Source organism: Arthrobacter sp. TJ-254 (assembly GCF_058269175.1).
Window position 1 is genome coordinate 559,447 of sequence record NZ_JBZCNF010000002.1, and the last position, 17,609, is coordinate 577,055.

Annotated in this window: 19 protein-coding genes and 1 tRNA gene; 13 read left to right on the top strand and 7 right to left on the bottom strand. The window is 67.7% G+C overall.

Translation table 11 applies throughout. The features are described from left to right. Positions 1-5: 5 nt before the first annotated feature. The 4 genes from AC4D14_RS07720 to AC4D14_RS07735 all read right to left on the bottom strand — a co-directional run bounded on the left by AC4D14_RS07720 (position 6) and on the right by AC4D14_RS07735 (position 2,901). Entirely contained in the window at positions 6-683 is a 678-nt protein-coding gene (locus AC4D14_RS07720) for a hypothetical protein (RefSeq protein WP_490901222.1), read from the bottom strand. A gap of 102 nt (positions 684-785) precedes the next feature. Next, positions 786-1,028, bottom strand: coding sequence for a PspC domain-containing protein (locus AC4D14_RS07725; protein ID WP_490901223.1), 243 nt, complete (start codon positions 1,026-1,028; stop codon positions 786-788). A gap of 32 nt (positions 1,029-1,060) precedes the next feature. After that, positions 1,061-1,327 carry a hypothetical protein gene (locus AC4D14_RS07730; protein WP_490901225.1) on the bottom strand — a complete coding sequence of 89 codons (267 nt, stop codon included), beginning with the start codon at positions 1,325-1,327 and terminating at the stop codon, positions 1,061-1,063. After that, entirely contained in the window at positions 1,324-2,901 is a 1,578-nt protein-coding gene (locus AC4D14_RS07735; RefSeq protein WP_490901226.1) for a PspC domain-containing protein, read from the bottom strand. The genes AC4D14_RS07730 and AC4D14_RS07735 overlap by 4 nt, the downstream gene beginning before the upstream one ends. Positions 2,902-3,026: 125 nt before the next feature. Between AC4D14_RS07735 and AC4D14_RS07740 the strand changes: the two genes are divergently transcribed. Together AC4D14_RS07740 and AC4D14_RS07745 are read left to right on the top strand one after the other, a co-directional pair. Further along, on the top strand, positions 3,027-4,316 hold the full coding sequence (locus AC4D14_RS07740) for an ATP-binding protein (protein ID WP_490901228.1): 1,290 nt from the start codon (positions 3,027-3,029) through the stop codon (positions 4,314-4,316). Continuing rightward, positions 4,306-4,983, top strand: a complete 678-nt coding sequence (locus tag AC4D14_RS07745; protein WP_490901230.1) for a LuxR C-terminal-related transcriptional regulator — start codon at positions 4,306-4,308, stop codon at positions 4,981-4,983. The genes AC4D14_RS07740 and AC4D14_RS07745 overlap by 11 nt, the downstream gene beginning before the upstream one ends. A gap of 36 nt (positions 4,984-5,019) precedes the next feature. On the opposite strand, the gene AC4D14_RS07750 is transcribed toward AC4D14_RS07745, so the two are convergent. Then, positions 5,020-6,246, bottom strand: coding sequence for a pyridoxal phosphate-dependent aminotransferase (locus AC4D14_RS07750; RefSeq protein ID WP_490901232.1), 1,227 nt, complete (start codon positions 6,244-6,246; stop codon positions 5,020-5,022). A 241-nt stretch (positions 6,247-6,487) separates the two neighbouring features. Between AC4D14_RS07750 and AC4D14_RS07755 the strand changes: the two genes are divergently transcribed. From AC4D14_RS07755 to rplL, 8 genes are all read left to right on the top strand, one after another. Further along, positions 6,488-6,560, top strand: a tRNA-Trp gene (locus tag AC4D14_RS07755). A 151-nt stretch (positions 6,561-6,711) separates the two neighbouring features. Continuing rightward, positions 6,712-6,975, top strand: a complete 264-nt coding sequence (gene secE / locus AC4D14_RS07760) for a preprotein translocase subunit SecE (RefSeq protein ID WP_490901234.1) — start codon at positions 6,712-6,714, stop codon at positions 6,973-6,975. Positions 6,976-7,047: 72 nt separating this feature from the next. Further along, complete coding sequence (gene nusG, locus AC4D14_RS07765; protein WP_490901236.1) at positions 7,048-7,872, top strand: transcription termination/antitermination protein NusG; 825 nt, start codon at positions 7,048-7,050, stop codon at positions 7,870-7,872. Positions 7,873-8,007: 135 nt separating this feature from the next. Beyond that, the gene (gene rplK / locus AC4D14_RS07770) at positions 8,008-8,439 is read left to right on the top strand and encodes a 50S ribosomal protein L11 (RefSeq protein WP_490901237.1); all 432 of its coding nucleotides are present in this window, start codon (positions 8,008-8,010) and stop codon (positions 8,437-8,439) included. A 134-nt stretch (positions 8,440-8,573) separates the two neighbouring features. Next, the gene (gene rplA, locus AC4D14_RS07775) at positions 8,574-9,281 is read left to right on the top strand and encodes a 50S ribosomal protein L1 (RefSeq protein WP_490901238.1); all 708 of its coding nucleotides are present in this window, start codon (positions 8,574-8,576) and stop codon (positions 9,279-9,281) included. A 216-nt stretch (positions 9,282-9,497) separates the two neighbouring features. After that, on the top strand, positions 9,498-10,640 hold the full coding sequence (locus AC4D14_RS07780) for a GNAT family N-acetyltransferase (protein WP_490901239.1): 1,143 nt from the start codon (positions 9,498-9,500) through the stop codon (positions 10,638-10,640). 266 nt (positions 10,641-10,906) lie between these two features. Continuing rightward, positions 10,907-11,491: a 50S ribosomal protein L10 gene (rplJ, locus tag AC4D14_RS07785; RefSeq protein ID WP_490901240.1), complete on the top strand. Its 585-nt coding sequence runs from the start codon at positions 10,907-10,909 to the stop codon at positions 11,489-11,491. Between the two features lie 57 nt (positions 11,492-11,548). Then, the gene (gene rplL / locus AC4D14_RS07790) at positions 11,549-11,929 is read left to right on the top strand and encodes a 50S ribosomal protein L7/L12 (protein ID WP_159617675.1); all 381 of its coding nucleotides are present in this window, start codon (positions 11,549-11,551) and stop codon (positions 11,927-11,929) included. A 116-nt stretch (positions 11,930-12,045) separates the two neighbouring features. On the opposite strand, the gene AC4D14_RS07795 is transcribed toward rplL, so the two are convergent. Both AC4D14_RS07795 and idi read right to left on the bottom strand, forming a co-directional pair. After that, positions 12,046-13,248, bottom strand: a complete 1,203-nt coding sequence (locus AC4D14_RS07795) for an acetyl-CoA C-acetyltransferase (protein WP_490901242.1) — start codon at positions 13,246-13,248, stop codon at positions 12,046-12,048. A 134-nt stretch (positions 13,249-13,382) separates the two neighbouring features. After that, entirely contained in the window at positions 13,383-13,949 is a 567-nt protein-coding gene (gene idi / locus AC4D14_RS07800; RefSeq protein WP_490901243.1) for an isopentenyl-diphosphate Delta-isomerase, read from the bottom strand. Positions 13,950-14,011: 62 nt separating this feature from the next. Here idi and AC4D14_RS07805 point away from each other — a divergent pair, with 62 nt between their 5' ends. Genes AC4D14_RS07805 through crtI form a run of 3 tightly spaced genes read left to right on the top strand, consistent with a single transcriptional unit; the run spans position 14,012 to position 17,599 of the window. Further along, on the top strand, positions 14,012-15,076 hold the full coding sequence (locus tag AC4D14_RS07805) for a polyprenyl synthetase family protein (protein ID WP_490901244.1): 1,065 nt from the start codon (positions 14,012-14,014) through the stop codon (positions 15,074-15,076). Between the two features lie 4 nt (positions 15,077-15,080). Continuing rightward, positions 15,081-15,980: a phytoene/squalene synthase family protein gene (locus AC4D14_RS07810; protein ID WP_490901245.1), complete on the top strand. Its 900-nt coding sequence runs from the start codon at positions 15,081-15,083 to the stop codon at positions 15,978-15,980. Continuing rightward, positions 15,977-17,599, top strand: coding sequence for a phytoene desaturase family protein (gene crtI, locus AC4D14_RS07815; protein WP_490901247.1), 1,623 nt, complete (start codon positions 15,977-15,979; stop codon positions 17,597-17,599). Before AC4D14_RS07810 ends, crtI begins: the two co-directional genes overlap by 4 nt. The last annotated feature ends 10 nt before the right edge of the window (positions 17,600-17,609 follow it).

Below are 17,609 nucleotides of genomic sequence, written 5' to 3' on the forward strand. Positions count from 1 at the left end.
GGGGGTCATCCGGCGGCTGACGAGCCAGGGCCTTCGTCGAGCATGCGCGCCACCTTCGCCTCGAGGGAGGCGACGGCCCTCTCAGGCAGCACGATCAGCCCGTCCAGCTCCCTGCGCGCCCGACGGTACGCGGTCTGCCGTTCGGCCGCGCTGGCCGCGCCGTCCATAGCGAGGGTGATCAGTTTCCGGGCCCGGGCGAGCCGGACGCGCTCGGGGCCGGTGAAGGCCGCATCCTTCACGCGGCGGGCTTCGGCTTCGGCGATCTGGAAGGCCACGTCGTAGTCGTTGACGGCCGAGCGGTACGCGGCGAAGTCTCGGCTGTCGAGCGCGTCCGGCTCTGCGGGCCGCAGCGCGTCCGCTTCCCGCTTGGCCCGCAGGAACGCCACGGTAAGCGGTTCGCGGACGTCGGTCATCATCGGGAAGTCGATCAGTTTTCCCACGTCGAGCTCATAGTCAAGCCACCGCTTGTTGACCGCGTCGTGCGCAGCCAGAACGGCCTCAACTTCGCCGATCCTTGCCTGCCGGTCCTTTTCGCCCTGATGCCTGAGGGTGTACAGCTCGACCTTGCGCTGGTGCCGGCGTTCGTTCGCCTTTGACCAGGATCGGCCCCATGCGGCGAAGACCCCGCTCAGCGGAAATACGAGCCACCAGTAGCTGCCGGCGAATTCGAAGAGGGGCTCCACGGCATCATCGTAGTTCCCCGGCCGCACCGGCGCACCGCACAACCGGGCAGGCAGAGGCCCGGTGCGGATGCTCCGCACCGGGCCTTTTCCCTGGGGACCGGGTCAGCGCCGGCCCACGAGCTGTTCGAGGGCGATTGTCCCGTCGGTCTTGGGAAGCAGGAGCCACAGGATGACGTAGGTAGGAAGGCCCACGAAGGGAAGCAGGAAGCTCAGGAGGATCCCGATGCGAACGTAGGACACCGGCCACTGGTATTTCGCCGCGATTCCCGAGGCGACCCCTCCGAAGATGCCTCCCGGTGCGCGTCGGACGGGGGAGGAGCGGAGGACCCGGAAGAAGGTATCCATGGCTGTGAGCCTTTCGTTGAGGTGGAGCTGATTTAGAAGCTGGTGAATTCAGTATCGTCCCTGTCGGCATCCCTGTCGGCGCCCCGGGACTGGCGGCGCGTCATCGAGGAGATGCCGCCCAGCACCAGGGCCAGGCCGGCGCCGATGAGCAGGCCGAGGAGCACGATTCCCAGATCGAACCGGATGCCGGTCAGCTGCGAGACAAGGATCAGGGCCGCGACCACGAGGATCACCCCGCCCCATACAACCGTTCCTGTCCGGATACGGCGCGTTGCTGCTGATTTCTCGGAGGTGCTCATTGTTCGATTCCATTCTGGTTCTGTGACACCCGGACCTGCGAGGCGGCGCCGCCGACCTCGAGGATGATCGACGGGCCGTCGGCGTTTTCGTTGAGCTCGCTGGTTCCTGGCCGCCAGAATCCCTCATACACCGTGGCAGCCGCCCCCTCCCCGGTCCGCACCGACCCCAGGGCCAGGCGGGAGCGGACTTCGACGGGCACGTCGTCGGGGATGAGGAACTCGACATCGCTCGCCAGCACCCGCACGGGAACCACCACGTCTCCGCTCAGGTCCCCGAGCCCGCGCAGGTCGATTGTGCTGTCACTGGCCACAACGGTGTACCCGTCCTCGGCACCCTGCACCGACGCCGCGGAGAGCGCGGTTCTGCTTCCGACGACGGTTGCTCCGTCCCCGAAGTTGGCCGAAACCACGGCTGACGACACCGCTGCGGCAAACACGCAGGCGCCGGCGGCGAAACCGACAAACCCAGAGGAGCGTCCGAGGAAGCCAAGGGCCACGATCGCGATGCCCAGGACGGCGGCGCCCGCCGCCAGCGCGACAGGGAGCACTGTCCCGTCCAAGTCGATGAGATCCGCGTAGTTGAGGGCCAGGATTGTTCCGACGGCGAGCATTGCCGCGCCGAGGGCCAGCGCCACGACGCTTCCGGTCGGGCCAGGGGTCTGCGGCCGCGGCGGAGGCACCGGGCGCGGCGGGGCAAAGCCCGGTGGCATCGCTCCCGGAGGCACCGATCCCGACCCGAGGTAGTCAACCGGCGGGTAACCGGCAGCGGTGTAGTCGACGGGCGGGTAGCCCATGGAACCGGCGCCCGCCGGCGGGAAACCGCCAGCGGCCGGCGGGAATCCGGCATCGGCCGAAGGCTGCGGGCCGGCGGGGAAGGTCTCGGTCGCCGGATACTGCTCCGGTCCAGGCTGCCCCGTCTGGTAGGCGGAGCCCGGGAACTGCTGGGTCATGCCCATCGCTCCCGATGACCCCGGGAAGACCGGAGCTCCACCGCCCTGGGCGCGGGTCCTGCGTGATGAGGAGGAGAGTGCCCAGTACACGGCGAAGACGGCCGCGCCGATCCAAACCAGGGTCAGGACCACCCGCGCCCCGTCGTTGTCGCCGAGGAACGGGAGGTTCGGCCGCCAGAGTCCGGCAATCGTCACGAGCAGCGCCCCGGTCATCCCCGCGGTCCAGTTGCCGCGGGCAGCCGATTCGACGTGGATGCGGCCGTCGGGTTCGGGCAGCAGCGCCCATGCCAGGCCGTACAGCAGCACGCCGATTCCGCCGAAGATCCCGAGAACGATGAGGATGCCGCGCACCAAAATCACGTCGATCCCAGTCCGGTAGGCGATGCCGCCTGCAACCCCGCCGATCCAGCGGTCGGGGGTACGGGTGATCTGGAGCGAACGCATCCTGTCAAAGAACGCGCCCCCGGAGGACGGCGCCGGCCGGGGAGGGGGCACTGCGGTGGACCCCGCCCGCGCGGAGTATCCGCCGCCGGCGGAGGCGTCCGCCGGTGCGGTGACGCGCCCCTCGGCGTCATCACCGGCGGACTGCGGAGGAAGTGGATCAAGGGGCGGTTCGGAAGTCATGCTTCGATCCTTCCAGTGCCCCCGCCGGCCGGGCTATCGGGGGCCGCCCTGAAAAGCCCCTGAGGGAACCCCTGATTCGACTCTCCGGGGCCCCCTGAACGGTGAAGGCGTGCTTGGATTGAGCTATGAAACCGCCCCTGCTTCGTTCGCCCGACGGCCTCGTGGCCGGCGTCTGCGGAGGACTGGCCGTCCATCTCGGCGTGCCGCTGCGCGTTGTGCGCGTGGTCATGGTCCTGCTGGCCCTGACCGGCGGGGCCGGGGTGTTCCTCTACGCATGGCTGTGGATCTTCGTGCCGATGTCATCCGACCGCCTCGTGGCCGCCACCGCCGCATTTCCGCTTACAGCCCCCGCGGCAGCCCGTACCGCCCCTTCGGCGGCACGTACCGCCGAAGGGGCAGTGCGAGGCAGCAGCGCCGAACCGCCTCGGCGGTACGGCCGCCTGCGCGCCGGGCGCAAAGAGCTGCTCCTCGGCGCGGTCCTGCTGCTCCTGGCCGCTGTGCTGACAGCCCAGGAACTTGGCGTTGCCGTGCGGTGGGGCCAGATCGTTCCCATCGGAGCGGCGGGCGTGGGAGCGGTGCTGGCGTGGAGCCAACTCGACGACGCGCGCCGCGAAGGCCTGATGAACAAGGCCGGTGCCAACCGGGCCATGGGGTTGGCCCGGCTCCTGCTGGGTCTGGCCCTTGTTGTCCTCGGCGTACTCGTCATGGTGTCCGGATCGATCTCGTGGGACCTCACCTGGGCGACCCTCGCTGCCACCGGTGCAGTCCTCGCCGGTGTGTCGCTGGTCATGGCACCGTGGGCGCTGAGGTTCTGGCGGGATCTTGAAGCCGAAAGGGCAGGGCGGGTTCGGGAGGCCGCACGGGCGGAAATCGCCGCGCACCTCCACGATTCGGTGCTTCAGACCCTGGCACTGATCCAGAACCGCGCCGCCTCCGAGCATGACGTCGTCCGCCTGGCCCGCGCCCAGGAACGCGAGCTCCGCCACTGGCTCTACGCGGACCCCGCGGCCCGCTCCGGCAACCTCGCCGAGCGCATCCGTGCCGTCGCCGGAGAGGTGGAGGACAGTTACGGGCAGCCCGTGGAGGTGGTCGCTGTGGGTGATGCGCCGTTGACGGCGGCGCAGGAGGCCCTGGCGCAGGCGGCCCGGGAGGCGATGCTCAACGCGGCCAAACATGCCGGCGGCACCGTCTCGGTGTACCTTGAGGCGGGCGCCGACGGTTCGGAGGCATTCATCCGGGACCGCGGAACCGGGTTCGACCTCCAGGCCGTGCCGGCGGACCGCCTCGGCATCCGTGAATCGATCACCACCCGCATGCAGCGCCACGGCGGAACCGCTTCGATCCGCTCCGGCCCGGACGGGACCGAAGTCCATTTGAAGATGCCCGAACAGGAGACCCGGAACCATGACGGATGAGCCCGTAGCCAGCAAGGCGCCAACAGGAGTGTCCGTCGTCGTCGTCGACGACCATGCCATCTTCCGGTCCGGCCTGCGCTCCGACCTCGACGGACGGATCCGTGTCGTCGGTGAAGCGGCAACGGTCGAGGAGGCGGTGGAGGTGATCAAGGCCCGCCGGCCCGACGTCGTGCTGCTCGACGTGCACCTGCCGGGAGGCCGCGGTGGCGGGGGAGCGGAGGTGATCGCCGGCTGCGGGGAGCTCGGTCCCTCAACGCGGTTCCTCGCCCTGAGCGTGTCCGACTCGGCCGAGGACGTCGTCGCGGTGATCCGTGCCGGCGCCCGGGGATACGTCACAAAGACCATCTCGGGTGCGGGGATCTCCGACGCCGTGTTCCGGATCGCCTCCGGCGACGCCGTTTTCTCCCCGCGGCTTGCCGGGTTCGTCCTTGACGCCTTCGGGACGGCCGCCGTCGCCTCCACGGGCACCGAACTGGACCGGCTCTCCGCGCGCGAACTCGAGGTGATGCGGCTGATCGCCCGTGGTTACAGCTACAAGGAGGTGGCCAAGGAGCTGTTCATTTCGGTGAAAACCGTTGAAACCCACGTCTCGGCGGTGCTGCGGAAACTCCAGCTGTCCTCCCGGCACGAGCTCACCCGCTGGGCCGCCGAGCGGCGCCTGCTCTAGGGCTCGCGGCGGTACTGCCCCGCCCGGCCGGCGGCGCTACTTCGCCCCGGCCAGGAACTCCTGGAGCCGGGCGACGCCGGTAGCGAGGTCCTCGTCCCCGAGGGCGTAGGAAAGCCGCAGGAAGCCGCTCGGGCCGAAGGCCTCACCGGGAACCACGGCAACCTCGACCTGCTCGAGGATCAGGGTCGCGAGCTCGGCCGATGTCCGCGGCGTGGTTCCCGCCAGGGTGCGCCCCAGCAGTCCGCGCACGTCCGCGTAGGCGTAGAAGGCACCGTGGGGAGTGGGGCACTCGACGCCGTCGATGGCGTTGAGGCCCGACACCATGGCGCGGCGGCGCCGGTCGAAGGCCACCTTCATCTCATCGACGGCGGTGAGCGGACCGGAGACGGCCGCCAGCGCCGCCATCTGCGACACATTCGCCACGTTCGACGTCGCATGTGACTGGAGGTTCGTCGCGGCCTTGATCAGATCCTTGGGCCCGATCATCCATCCGACCCGCCAGCCGGTCATCGCATAGGTCTTCGCAACCCCGTTGACGATGACCACCCTGTCGCCGAGGGAAGGCGCGGCGGCGGCGATCGAGGTGAACGGGACGCCGTCGTAGGTCAGGTGCTCGTAGATCTCGTCGGTGACCACCCACAGCCCGCGCTCGGCTGCCCACTCGCCGATTTCACGAACGGCCTCCGCGGGATACACCGCTCCGGTCGGGTTCGACGGCGAGACGAAGAGGAGCACCTTCGTCCGCGGGGTGAGCGCCTCTTCGAGCTGCTCGATTGAGACGAGGTAGCCCTGCTCAGGACCGGCGAACACCTCGACAGGGACCCCGCCTGCGAGGCGGATCGCCTCCGGGTAGGTGGTCCAGAACGGAGTCGGCACGAGCACCTCGTCGCCAGGGTCGAGCAGGCCCGCGAACGCTTCGTAGACCGCCTGCTTGCCGCCGTTCGTCACAAGGACCTGGGACGGCTCCACCGCATACCCTGAGTCGCGCAGGGTCTTCGCGGCGATTGCCTCCTTCAGCTCGGGGAGGCCGCCGGCGGGCGAATACCTGTGGAAACGCGGCTGGCGTGCGGCGTCGACCGCCGCGTCGACGATGTAGCCCGGGGTGGGGAAATCAGGTTCGCCCGCGCCGAAGCCGATCACCGGCCGCCCTGCCGCCTTCAGCGCCTTCGCCTTCGCGTCCACGGCAAGGGTCGCCGACTCGGCAATCGCTGAAACCCGCCGGGAAACCCGCGGAAGCGCCAGGCGCAGGGCGTCGTTGGTCATCGCGTTCATTCTGTCCCGTTCCGTCTGCAGAAGTATGTCCGGACCCCAGCTTAGGCGTTTTATGCAGCACGCGGCATGCCATTACGGCCCGCTCCGGTGGCCGCCCACCCGGCCCGGTTCGACTCTCCGGCAGTGATTGCGTAGACTTGATCCTCGGTGTTGATATCACCAGAATGGTTCGTGCCCGCGAAACGCCTCTTCGGAAGCGGTGGGCGTTGGACCATATGGCGGTTCAGTTCCTAGGGTAGTGGCGCAATTGGTAGCGCAGCGGTCTCCAAAACCGCAGGTTGCAGGTTCGAGTCCTGTCTGCCCTGCGCGTAACCGTCGCAGCAGAAAGCGGCGGTGCGGCAGTAGAACATCACGAAGTTCCGGTACAGGCAGCGGATCTGCTCGGCAGGACGCATCAGCAGTCGGAGCCGCGGATCGGCGGTCCGGCGGGAACCCAAACAGATTGATGAGGTTGAAGTGACCGATACGGCCGCGAGCAGCTCAAAGGGAAGCCCCGCACGCAAGGAGGCACCCAAGCGCGGGTTCCTCGCGCGGATCACCCTGTTCGTGCGTCAGGTCATCGCCGAACTGCGGAAGGTCGTCACACCGACCCGGCAGGAACTGATTCGGTTCACCATCACGGTGCTGGCCTTCGTTGTCCTCATGATGCTCATCGTCACGGGGCTGGACTTCGTGTTCGGGTCCGGCGCGGTCTGGGTGTTCGGAGACGGCGAAAGCTGAACCGGGCAAGACCCCATTCACGGCAGAGCCCAAGCAATACAAAGCTGAAGAAATCAGAAAGCAGGCAGCTAGGTGTCCGAGCAAGAACTCGAACGGCAGATCGCAACTGAAGAGGATGGTCTGGACAACGAGGGTCAGGTAGTCGAGGCGGGCCTCGAGAACGGCCTGGCCGAAGCCGACGCGCCTGCAGCGACCCCCGACGCCGAAACGGCCGAGCTCGACGGCGAAGACGCCGACGCGGAGAACGCCGACGGGGAAGCCACCGACGCTGAGGCCGCCGAAGAGGCTCCTGCCGAGGACCCGATCGAGGCGTTCAAGGCGAAGCTGCGCAGGCAGGAGGGTGACTGGTACGTCATCCACTCCTACGCCGGTTACGAGAACCGGGTCAAGGCCAACCTCGAGACGCGCATCCAGACCCTCGACATGGAGGATTTCATCTTCGAAATCCAGGTCCCCATGGAAGAGGTCGTCGAAATCAAGAACACGACGCGCAAGATCGTGAACCGGGTCCGCATCCCGGGCTACGTCCTTGTCCGCATGAACCTCACCGACGAGTCCTGGGGAGCCGTCCGGCACACCCCCGGCGTCACCGCCTTCGTCGGCAACGCACACAACCCGGTGCCGCTGAGCCTGGCCGAGGTGTTCTCGATGCTCGAGCACACCGTGGTCCACACCGACGCCGAGTCGGGCAAGCCCGTGAAGCAGCAGTCGAGCCCGGTCACCGTCAACTTCGAGGTCGGCGAATCGGTGACGGTCAACGAAGGACCGTTCGAGACGCTGCCCGCCACCATCTCCGAAATAAAGCCGGAGTCGCAGCAGTTGGTAGTACTTGTCTCGATCTTCGAACGCGAGACCCCAGTCACCCTGTCGTTCGGCCAGGTCACCAAGATCCAGTAGGACCTGGGAATAAGATTTCGTTCCTCCCGGGCCCGCTTAGCTGGGGAAGGAACGGCCGGTCATCACGCCATGGTGACCACCAACCCACGGGACGCTCCTGTCCCGGGGGACATCATGCAAGAGAAGGACCCTTTCATGGCCCCGAAGAAAAAGGTCACCGGCCTCATCAAGCTGCAGATCAATGCAGGTGCTGCCAACCCGGCACCCCCCATTGGTCCCGCGCTTGGCCAGCACGGTGTCAACATCATGGAATTCTGCAAGGCGTACAACGCCGCAACGGAATCCCAGCGCGGCAACGTCATTCCGGTTGAAATCACCGTTTACGAAGACCGTTCATTCACCTTCATCACCAAGACCCCTCCGGCAGCCGAGCTGATCAAGAAGGCAGCCGGCGTCCAGAAGGGCTCCGGAACGCCGCACACCGTCAAGGTTGCCAAGCTGACCAACGCCCAGGTCGAGGAAATCGCAACGATGAAGCTTGAAGACCTCAACGCCAACGATGTGAAGGCCGCGGCCAAGATCATCGCCGGCACCGCCCGCTCGATGGGCATCACCGTAGAGGGCTAAAACCCCTCCTCGGATGCGGCGACGCATCCGGCACCAAATCTAAATTCAAGACGACGCCGCGCTCAGCGCGGCGGAGTATGTGGCAGGGCCTCAGCGCGGTCCGCAGACCACAACTGCATAAGGAGAAAAAGCAGATGGCACAGCGCAGCAAAGCATACAAGGGAGCTGCCGCCAAGATCGAGGCGGAGAAGCAGTACACCCCGCTCGAGGCGGTCGTCCTGGCGAAGGACACCAACCCCTCCAAGTTCGACGCAACCGTTGAGGTCGCATTCCGCCTCGGCGTCGACCCGCGCAAGGCAGACCAGATGGTGCGCGGCACCGTCAACCTGCCCCACGGCACCGGCAAGACCGCCCGCGTCCTTGTCTTCGCGACCGGCGAGAAGGCCGAAGCGGCAATCGCCGCCGGCGCCGACTTCGTCGGATCCGATGACATGATCGAGAAGGTCTCCGGCGGCTGGGTCGACTTCGACGCCGCCGTCGCCACCCCCGACCTCATGGGCAAGGTGGGACGCCTGGGCAAGATCCTCGGCCCGCGTAACCTCATGCCGAACCCGAAGACCGGAACCGTCACGGCCGACGTTGCCAAGGCTGTCACCGACATCAAGGGTGGAAAGATCGACTTCCGCGTCGACAAGCACTCCAACCTCCACTTCATCATCGGCAAGGTCTCCTTCGACGTGCAGAAGCTCGCCGAGAACTACGCTGCTGCCCTCGAAGAGGTGCTGCGCCTGAAGCCTTCGGCTTCGAAGGGCCGCTACATCCAGAAGGCAACCGTTTCAACGACCTTCGGCCCCGGCATCTCCGTCGACCCGAACGTCACCAAGGTTCTCGCCGACGCGTAAGCGCCTTCGGCAGACCACCTCAAAGGGTGGCCGCAGCTCCTGCTGCGGCCACCCTTTTTGTGTTCCCCCGGCGCGCAGGTCCGGCTGTCCATCGGCGGGCCACCGGACGAACCTGCCCACCGGCGGCATCCCCCCGGTGGGCAGGTCAGGACATGCCCACCGGTGGGCCGTGATCGGTGGGCAGGAGTGCGCCCGGAGCCCGATCTAGAATGAGGCATGAGCGCCGAGTTCCCCGAGATTTCCCGGATCCGCGTCCCCGCGACCCTCGACTCCGCCGGCTCCCGGGAGTTCACCGACTTCGTCGAACTCGCCAACGTCGTCCAGCGCCGGCACTGGGGGAGCGACGACTTCGGCCGTGGTGCCCTTCAGGAACTGGCCACCTCCCGCCCCAACCCCTACGAGGAGCGGATCATCCTCGCCGCACGGCGCAGCGGCCTGCTGGTGGGCAGGGTCGTGATCGACGTGCCCCTGACTGACAACCTGTCCACCTGCTACGTCGATGTCATGGTGCATCCCGACCACCGCAGGGAAGGAGTCGGAGCCGCCCTCTACGCCGAGGCCGAACGCACAGTGCGCGGTCTCGGTCGGAGCATCATCATGGGTTGGAGCGAGGAGCCCGCGCGGGATGTCTCGGTGCATGGAAGCGCCGGCGACGACGGCGGAAACAACGGCGGGGGCGCCCTGGTGCCCGCCACCGGCGCCGGGAGGTACCCGCGGAACTCTGCCCCGGCGGCCATGGCGCTGAACCGGGGGTTCACGCTGGCGCAGGTTGACCGCTGCAGCGTCTTGGACCTTGCCCGGACCCCGCTTTCGATGCGCGACGCCCACGACCGGGCCGCCGCGGCTGCAGGCCCCGAGTACACGGTGCTGCAGTGGGCCGAACGCTGCCCCGACGAGTATGTGGACCAGTACGCGCAGCTGCGCCAGGCCATGAGCACCGACGCGCCTCTCGGCGAGCTCGCCCTGGACGAGGAGGCCTGGGATGCCGAACGCGTCCACGGAGACGAGGCCCGCCTTCAGGAGGGCGGAGGCCGGAGCCTGGTGAGCGCGGCACTCCACCGGCCCTCGGGGACCCTGGCCGGGCACACCGTCCTCGAATCGAGGGACTTCCCGCCGGCTGTCGCCGTCCAGGAGGACACCCTTGTGCTGCGTGCCCACCGCGGCCACCGGCTCGGAATGCTCCTCAAGACGGCGAACCTGCTGGCTGTGGGAACCCGCTGGCCGCACGTGGAGCGCGTGTATACGTGGAACGCCGAGGAGAACCGGCCCATGCTCGCGGTGAACGAGTCGCTCGGGTTCGTCCCGGCCGGCTGGGTGGGGGCGTGGCAGAAGCGGCTCGATCAGCCCGGCGGGGGCTGATTTGGCGGGCCGGGAGGATTCAAGTAGCCTAGAAGTACCAAAGACCGTCGGTCGATGCGAAACCAACCACTTCTTCCACTTCACTGTGGAGCGGGCGGTAAGGGTTCACATCTGAAAGTTCCCGTCAAGGGCGGCCAGCGCAGGTGAACGAAGCTCCTCTCCGCCAGCACCACCGCGTGCTGTGTGTCGAGAAAGCCCCGTGCATCTGCGCGGGGCGTTTTTTATTGGGGCGGACAAGCCGGCGCCACATCCCCGGAAGGAGGGTCATGGCAACGCCAACAAAGGTAACCGCAGTTGAGGAAATCACTAACGATTTCAAGGACTCCACTGCTGCTGTCCTGACCGAATACCGTGGGCTCACAGTTGCACAGCTCAAGGAACTGCGCCGTTCACTCGGTGCGGAGACCAAGTTCGCTGTCGTCAAGAACACCTTGACCGGCATCGCAGCCAAGGAAGCCGGCATCGACTCGTTCGAAGGCCAGCTCTCCGGCCCCACTGCAATCGCCTTCATCAAGGGCGACGCAATTGCTGCCGCAAAGAGCCTGACGGATTTCGCAAAGGCCAACCCGAAGCTCGTTATCAAGACTGGAATCTTCGAGGGCAAGCCCCTCAACGCCTCCGAGGTCGTTGCCCTGGCAGCCCTCGAGTCGCGCGAACTCCAGCTCTCCAGGGTTGCCGGTGTGCTCAAGGCACCAATGGCAGCCCTCGCCCGCACCGTTGATGCCCTGCGCATCAAGCTCGACGAGGGCAATGGTGCTGCATCCGCAGACGCCGATGCTCCCGCCGCCGAAGAGACCGCTGCCCCGGCAGAGGCCCCGGCCGAAGAAGCTGCGGCACCTGAAGAGAAGTAGTTCTCTTCACCCACCCAACTCCGGTGCAGTGCACCACTAATGGAAGGATGCTTAGCCATGGCGAAGCTCACCAACGAAGAGCTCATTGAAGCCTTCAAGGAACTCTCAATCATCGAACTCTCCGACTTCGTAAAGCTGTTCGAGGAGACCTTCGAGGTCACCGCTGCAGCTGTTGCAGTTGCAGGCCCCGCCGGCGGCGGCGCAGGCGAAGCAGCCGAGGAAGAGAAGGACTCCTTCGACGTTGTCCTCGAAGCTGCCGGCGACAAGAAGATCGCAGTGATCAAGGAAGTCCGCGCCCTGACCTCACTGGGCCTGAAGGAAGCCAAGGACGTTGTCGACAGCGCCCCCAAGGCCGTCCTCGAAGGCGCAACCAAGGAAGCTGCGGAGAAGGCAAAGGAAGCTCTCGAAGCTGCCGGCGCCACCGTCTCGCTCAAGTAGCAGATCCGGCAGCGGGGGCCCGCCCCTGCCGCCGAACACGAAAGGCCCCGACCTCAGGTCGGGGCCTTTCGTGGTTAACCCGGACGTGTCCGGCCCGGGGGAGTACGCCGCCGGGCCTACTCGCGCCAGAGCAGCAGGGCCTCGCCCTGCCCGCCGCCACCGCAGAGGGAGACCGCGGCCTTGCCCGTTCCCCGGCGGTGCAGTTCGAAGGCCGCATGCAGCGCCAGCCGGGCGCCCGAGGCGCCGATGGGATGGCCCAGGGCAATGGCGCCGCCGTGGAGGTTGCACTTCTCCGACGGGTAGTCCAGGTCCCTGAGGGACTGGACGGCCACCGAGCCGAACGCCTCGTTGATCTCGATGAAGTCCAGCTCCGACGCCGTCCAGCCGGCCCGCTTGAGGGCGTGGGCGATCGCGTTGGAGGGCTGCGAATGCAGCGAGTTGTCGGGGCCGGCAACCTGCCCCGGCTGCCCGGCAACCGCCAGGATCTTCAGGCCCAGCTGTTCCGCCGTGGCCCGTGAGGTCAGCACGAGCGCCGAGGCGCCGTCCGACAGCGGGGAGGAGTTGCCTGCGGTGATGGTCCCCTCCTTGTCGAAGGCCGGGCGGAGGCCCGCGAGGGTCTCCACGGTGGTGGCCGGGCGGACTCCCTCGTCCGTGGTCAGCACGACGTCGTCACCCTTGCGCTGGGGTACGGTGACCGGCACTATCTCGTCGGCGAAGATACCCGCTTCGATGGCTGCCGCTGCCCGCTGGTGGGACAGTGCCGCCACTTCGTCCTGGGCCGTCCTGTCGATGCCGAGCTTCCCGTTGCCGCGCTCGGTCGAGGCTCCCATCGACTCGTTGTCGAAGGCGTCGGTCAGCCCGTCATTGGCGACCGAGTCGAGCGCCGAGATGTTCCCGTAGGTCCACCCGCGGCGGGATCCCGGCAGCAGGTGCGGTCCGTTGGACATCGACTCCTGCCCTCCGGCAACAACCACCGTGGCCTCGCCGCTGCGGATCAGCCGTGCCGCGTCGATCACCGCGGTGAGACCCGAGAGGCAGACCTTGTTGACCGTGACCGCGGGGACGTCCCAGCCGATTCCGGCGAGGACCGAGGCCTGGCGTGCCGGGTTCTGGCCGCAGCCGGCCTGCACCACGTGGCCCATGATCACTGTGTCGACACTGCCGGGTTCAACGCCGGCGTTGGCCAGGGCGCCGGATACGGCGAAGGCGCCAAGCTGGACCGCGTTGAAGGAGGCAAGCTGGCCGTTCAGCTTGCCGGAAGGGGTGCGCGCCCCTCCGACGATGACGACGTCGTCGGGCGCGTTTGTTGAGATAGCCATGGCGGGTGGGTGCTCGCTTTCGTTGGTGAAGCCTGCAGTCCTGCACCTTTAAGGCTACTCCGCCCGCGGTATTTCAGCTAACGATTATTAACTGAATTTTGGCCGCGGAAAGGGGCGGAAGTGCGGCGCCGGGCCTATTCCACCCCGCCGGGGTACAGCAGCGGAAGCTGAAGGGTGATCCACGGGCTGAACGCCCACGGGGTGCGGGCCGCCGCCGCCACGAGGCTCGCCGGATCCGTCCAGGTCAGGTCCATCACCTCGTCGGGGCTCGGGTCGAGGCCCCCGTCGATCACCGCGGTGAAAACCGGGCAGATCTCGTTCTCGACGATGCCCGCGGCGTCGGTGGCCCGGTACCGGAAGTCCGGCAGGGCGGAGGTGAGGTCGCGGATCTTCATGCCGAGCTCCTGCCCGGCCCGGCGCACCACGGCGTCTTCGACAGCTTCCCCCGGCGCCGGGTGGCCGCAGAACGAGTTTGTCCACACCCCCGGCCATGCCCGTTTCGAGAGCGCGCGGCGGGTCACCAGGATCTCCCCCTTGTCGTTGAAGACATGGGTTGAGAAAGCGAAGTGCAGGGGCGTTGACGTTGTGTGGACCGTTGCCTTGTCCTGGGTTCCCAGCGGCGTTCCGTCCTCCGCCAGGAGGACAACGAGCTCGGGGGCGTCAGGGGTTTCTCGGAGGTGATGGCCCGCGCTCTTTTCCATTGCAGCCTGCTTCCGTTTGACGGTCGTTAGTCTGACTTGAAACTTCCGTGTTTACTTTACCTATGAACATCGACGCTCTGCTGGTCGAGCCGGAAGGGCTCCGACGGGTGGAGGGCGCCCTTGAGGGGTTCTTCACCTCGGCGAAGGCCCGGGCCGCCAAGGCGGGCCCCGGGTACCTGGAGCTGTGGGAAACCCTGGAACGGTGCGCCGCCGGCGGCAAGCGCTTCCGCCCCCGCATGGTCCTCACCGCCCACCGGATGCTGGGCGGCTCGGACCCGCAGCAGGCGGCGCTCGTCGGCGCGGCCTTCGAACTTCTCCACACCGGTTTCCTCATTCATGACGACGTCATCGACAGGGACTTCGTGCGCCGGGGCATTCCCAACGTCTCGGGGCGCTACCGCGCGATCGCCGAGGCCGCCGGCATGGGGGAGGAGGACGCCCGGCACATCGGGTTTTCGGCCGGTGTCATCGCCGGTGACCTGGCCATCTCGCACGCCCACCGGCTCCTCGACGGAGTTGACGATTCCGCAACACGCGAGCGCCTCAACGGCATCCTCACCGAATCGGTCTTTGCTTCGGCCGCAGGTGAGCTCTTCGACGTCGAGGCGGTGCTTGCGCCCCGGATGCCCCAGCTTGAGGACATCCTGCAGACGGCACGGCTGAAGACGGCGGTCTACTCCTTCGAAGGTCCGCTCCAGGCCGGGGCGGTGCTGGCCGGAGCCGATGACGACGCGGTCGACTGCCTTGGCCGGTTCGGGCGCGATGCCGGCATCGCCTTCCAGATCACCGACGACCTGCTCGGCGTGTTCGGCAATGAAACGCGCACCGGCAAGACCAACTGGGGTGACCTCCGCGAAGGCAAGCGCACCGCCCTGATGTCCTTCGCCGCTGCCGGGCCCGCCTGGGAACAGATCTCGCCGCTGGTCGGCTCGCCCGACATGTCGGCGTCCGACGCCGACTATGTGCGCCGCGTCCTCGTCGACTCGGGGGCCCGGGACAGCTCGGTGGACCTCGCCGCGGAGTACGCGCAGCGGGCGCAAAGCCACCTTGAATCGGACGCCGTTCCCTCCGCCCTGCGCAGGGTGCTTGGGCCGGTTGCGTCCGCCGCTGTCGAAAGGGCTTACTGATCCCATGGGCACCGAGACGCCGCTGGCCCGGTACAACGCCGCCGCACTGAAGACCTCGGCGGAGGTGATCCGCTGCTATTCCACCTCGTTCGGCCTCGCCTGCCGGCTGCTCGGAGGCACCACGCGGTCCCACATCGAGGCCGTTTACGCCCTGGTGCGGGTGGCCGATGAGGTCGTCGACGGCGCCGCCGCGGGCGCAGGTCTGGCCCCGGAAGCCGTCGAAGCCCTGCTCGATGACCTCGAGCGGGAAACCGAGGCCGCCCTGCGCACCGGATACAGCACCAACCTCGTGGTCCACGCCTTCGCCGTCGCCGCCCGCACCACCGGCATCGACAGTTCCCTCACCCGGCCGTTCTTCGCCTCAATGCGGGCCGACATCTCCCAGTGCGAACACACCCCCGAATCCTTCGACCGCTACGTCTACGGTTCGGCCGAGGTGGTCGGGCTCATGTGCCTCAAGACCTTCCTCAACGGCCGGCCCGTGCCCAAGGCCCAGGAGGAGGTCCTCATCGACGGCGCGCGGCACCTCGGCGCGGCGTTCCAAAAAATCAACTTCCTGCGCGACCTCGCTGAGGACTTCTCGGCGCTGGGAAGGAGTTACTTCCCCGGGATCCGCCCGGGGAACTTCACCGAAGCGGACAAGCACCGGCTGCTCGATGACATCGACGCAGACCTCGCCGTCTCACGGGCCGCACTGCCCGGGCTGCCGCCGTCGGCACGCCGGGCGGTCGCGGTGGCGCAGGGGCTTTTCACCGAACTTGCCGAACGTCTCCGCCGCACTCCGGCCGAGAGCCTGCTCTCCGCCCGCGTCCGGGTGCCAAACGCCGTGAAGATGCGGATCATGGCCCGGGCGCTGGCCGGTGGCGCGGCCCCGGACCGGACGGCGCTCGAAAGGACACAATGACCTCCACCGGAAATCCTCAAGCCCCCCGTCCCGGCGGCAGCCGCGTCGTCGTCATCGGCGGCGGCATCGGCGGGCTGGCCACCGCGGCGCTGCTCGCCCGGGAAGGGCACGCGGTGACCCTCCTCGAGAAGCGCAGCCAACTCGGCGGGCGTGCCGGCAGCTGGGAGCAGGGGGGATTCCGGTTCGACACCGGCCCGTCCTGGTACCTGATGCCCGAGGTGATCGACCACTTCTTCCGCATGATGGGGACCTCCGCCGGGGAACAGCTCGACCTGATCCGCCTCGACCCCGGGTACCGGGTGATCTTTGAGCGCAACCGCGAGGCGATCGACGTCCCGGCGGACCGCACCGCGGTGACCAAGCTCTTCGAATCGCTCGAACCCGGTGCCGGCGCCGCCCTGTCCCGGTATCTCGACTCAGCGCGGGAGGCGTACGAGCTGGCGAAGAAACGGTTCCTTTATTCAACCTTCGAATCGTTCCTTCCCTTCCTCCGCCCCGACGTCCTGACCCGGCTGCCCCGGCTCGCGCGGCTGCTGCTCCAGCCGCTCGACGGCTTCGTCGCCCGGCAGTTCTCCGACCCCCGCCTGCGCCAGATCCTTGGCTATCCGGCGGTCTTCCTAGGCAGCTCCCCCTTCGACGCCCCGAGCATGTACCACCTGATGAGCCACCTCGACCTCGACGACGGGGTGCTCTACCCCCAGGGCGGATTCAGCACCCTCATCGCGGCGATGAGGAATGTTGCCGAGAAGGCCGGGGTCGACATCCGCACCGGCGCCGAGGCCGTGTCAATCGAGACCGGACCCGTCTCCGCAGGACGGCGCGCCGGCCGCCGCGCCGCAAGGACCACCGGCGTGCGGTTCACAACCGCGGGCGGGCCCTCCGAGACGATCGCCGCCGACATCGTGGTCTCGGCGGCGGACCTGCACCACACTGAGACGCGCCTGCTCCCCGAGCAGCTGCAGACCTACCCGGAAAGCTACTGGGACCGGCGGGTGCCCGGCCCGAGCGCGCTGCTGCTCTACCTCGGCGTGGAGGGCAGCCTCCCGCAGCTCGAACACCACACGCTGCTGTTCACCACCGACTGGAGGGAGAACTTCGGGCGGATCTTCGGCAAGGAGACCTCCGTTCCCTCCCCGGCGTCGTTGTACGTCTGCCGGCCCAGCGCCACCGACCCTTCGGCCGCGCCTGAGGGCCACGAGAATGTTTTCGTCCTCGTCCCCATCCCCGCGGACGTGACGATCGGCGGGGGCGGGCTCGAGCGCGGGGGAGACCCCGCGGTGGAGCAGCTCGCCGACGAGGTCATCGCCCAGATCTCCGAGTGGGCAAGGATCCCGGACCTAGCCGAGCGCATCGTCGTCCGGCGCACCTACGGTCCGCAGGATTTCGCCAAGGACCTCAACGCGTGGCGGGGAACCTCCCTGGGCCCTGCCCATATCCTCAAGCAGAGCGCGTTCTTCCGCGGCACGAACCGGAGCAGGAAGGTCGACGGCCTCTACTACGCCGGCAGCTCAACGGTTCCGGGAATCGGCATCCCCATGTGCCTGATCAGCGCCGAACTTGTGGTGAAGCGGCTGCGTTCCGACGTCAGCACGGGGCCGCTGCCGGAACCGGCGGGGTAGCGCGGGCGGG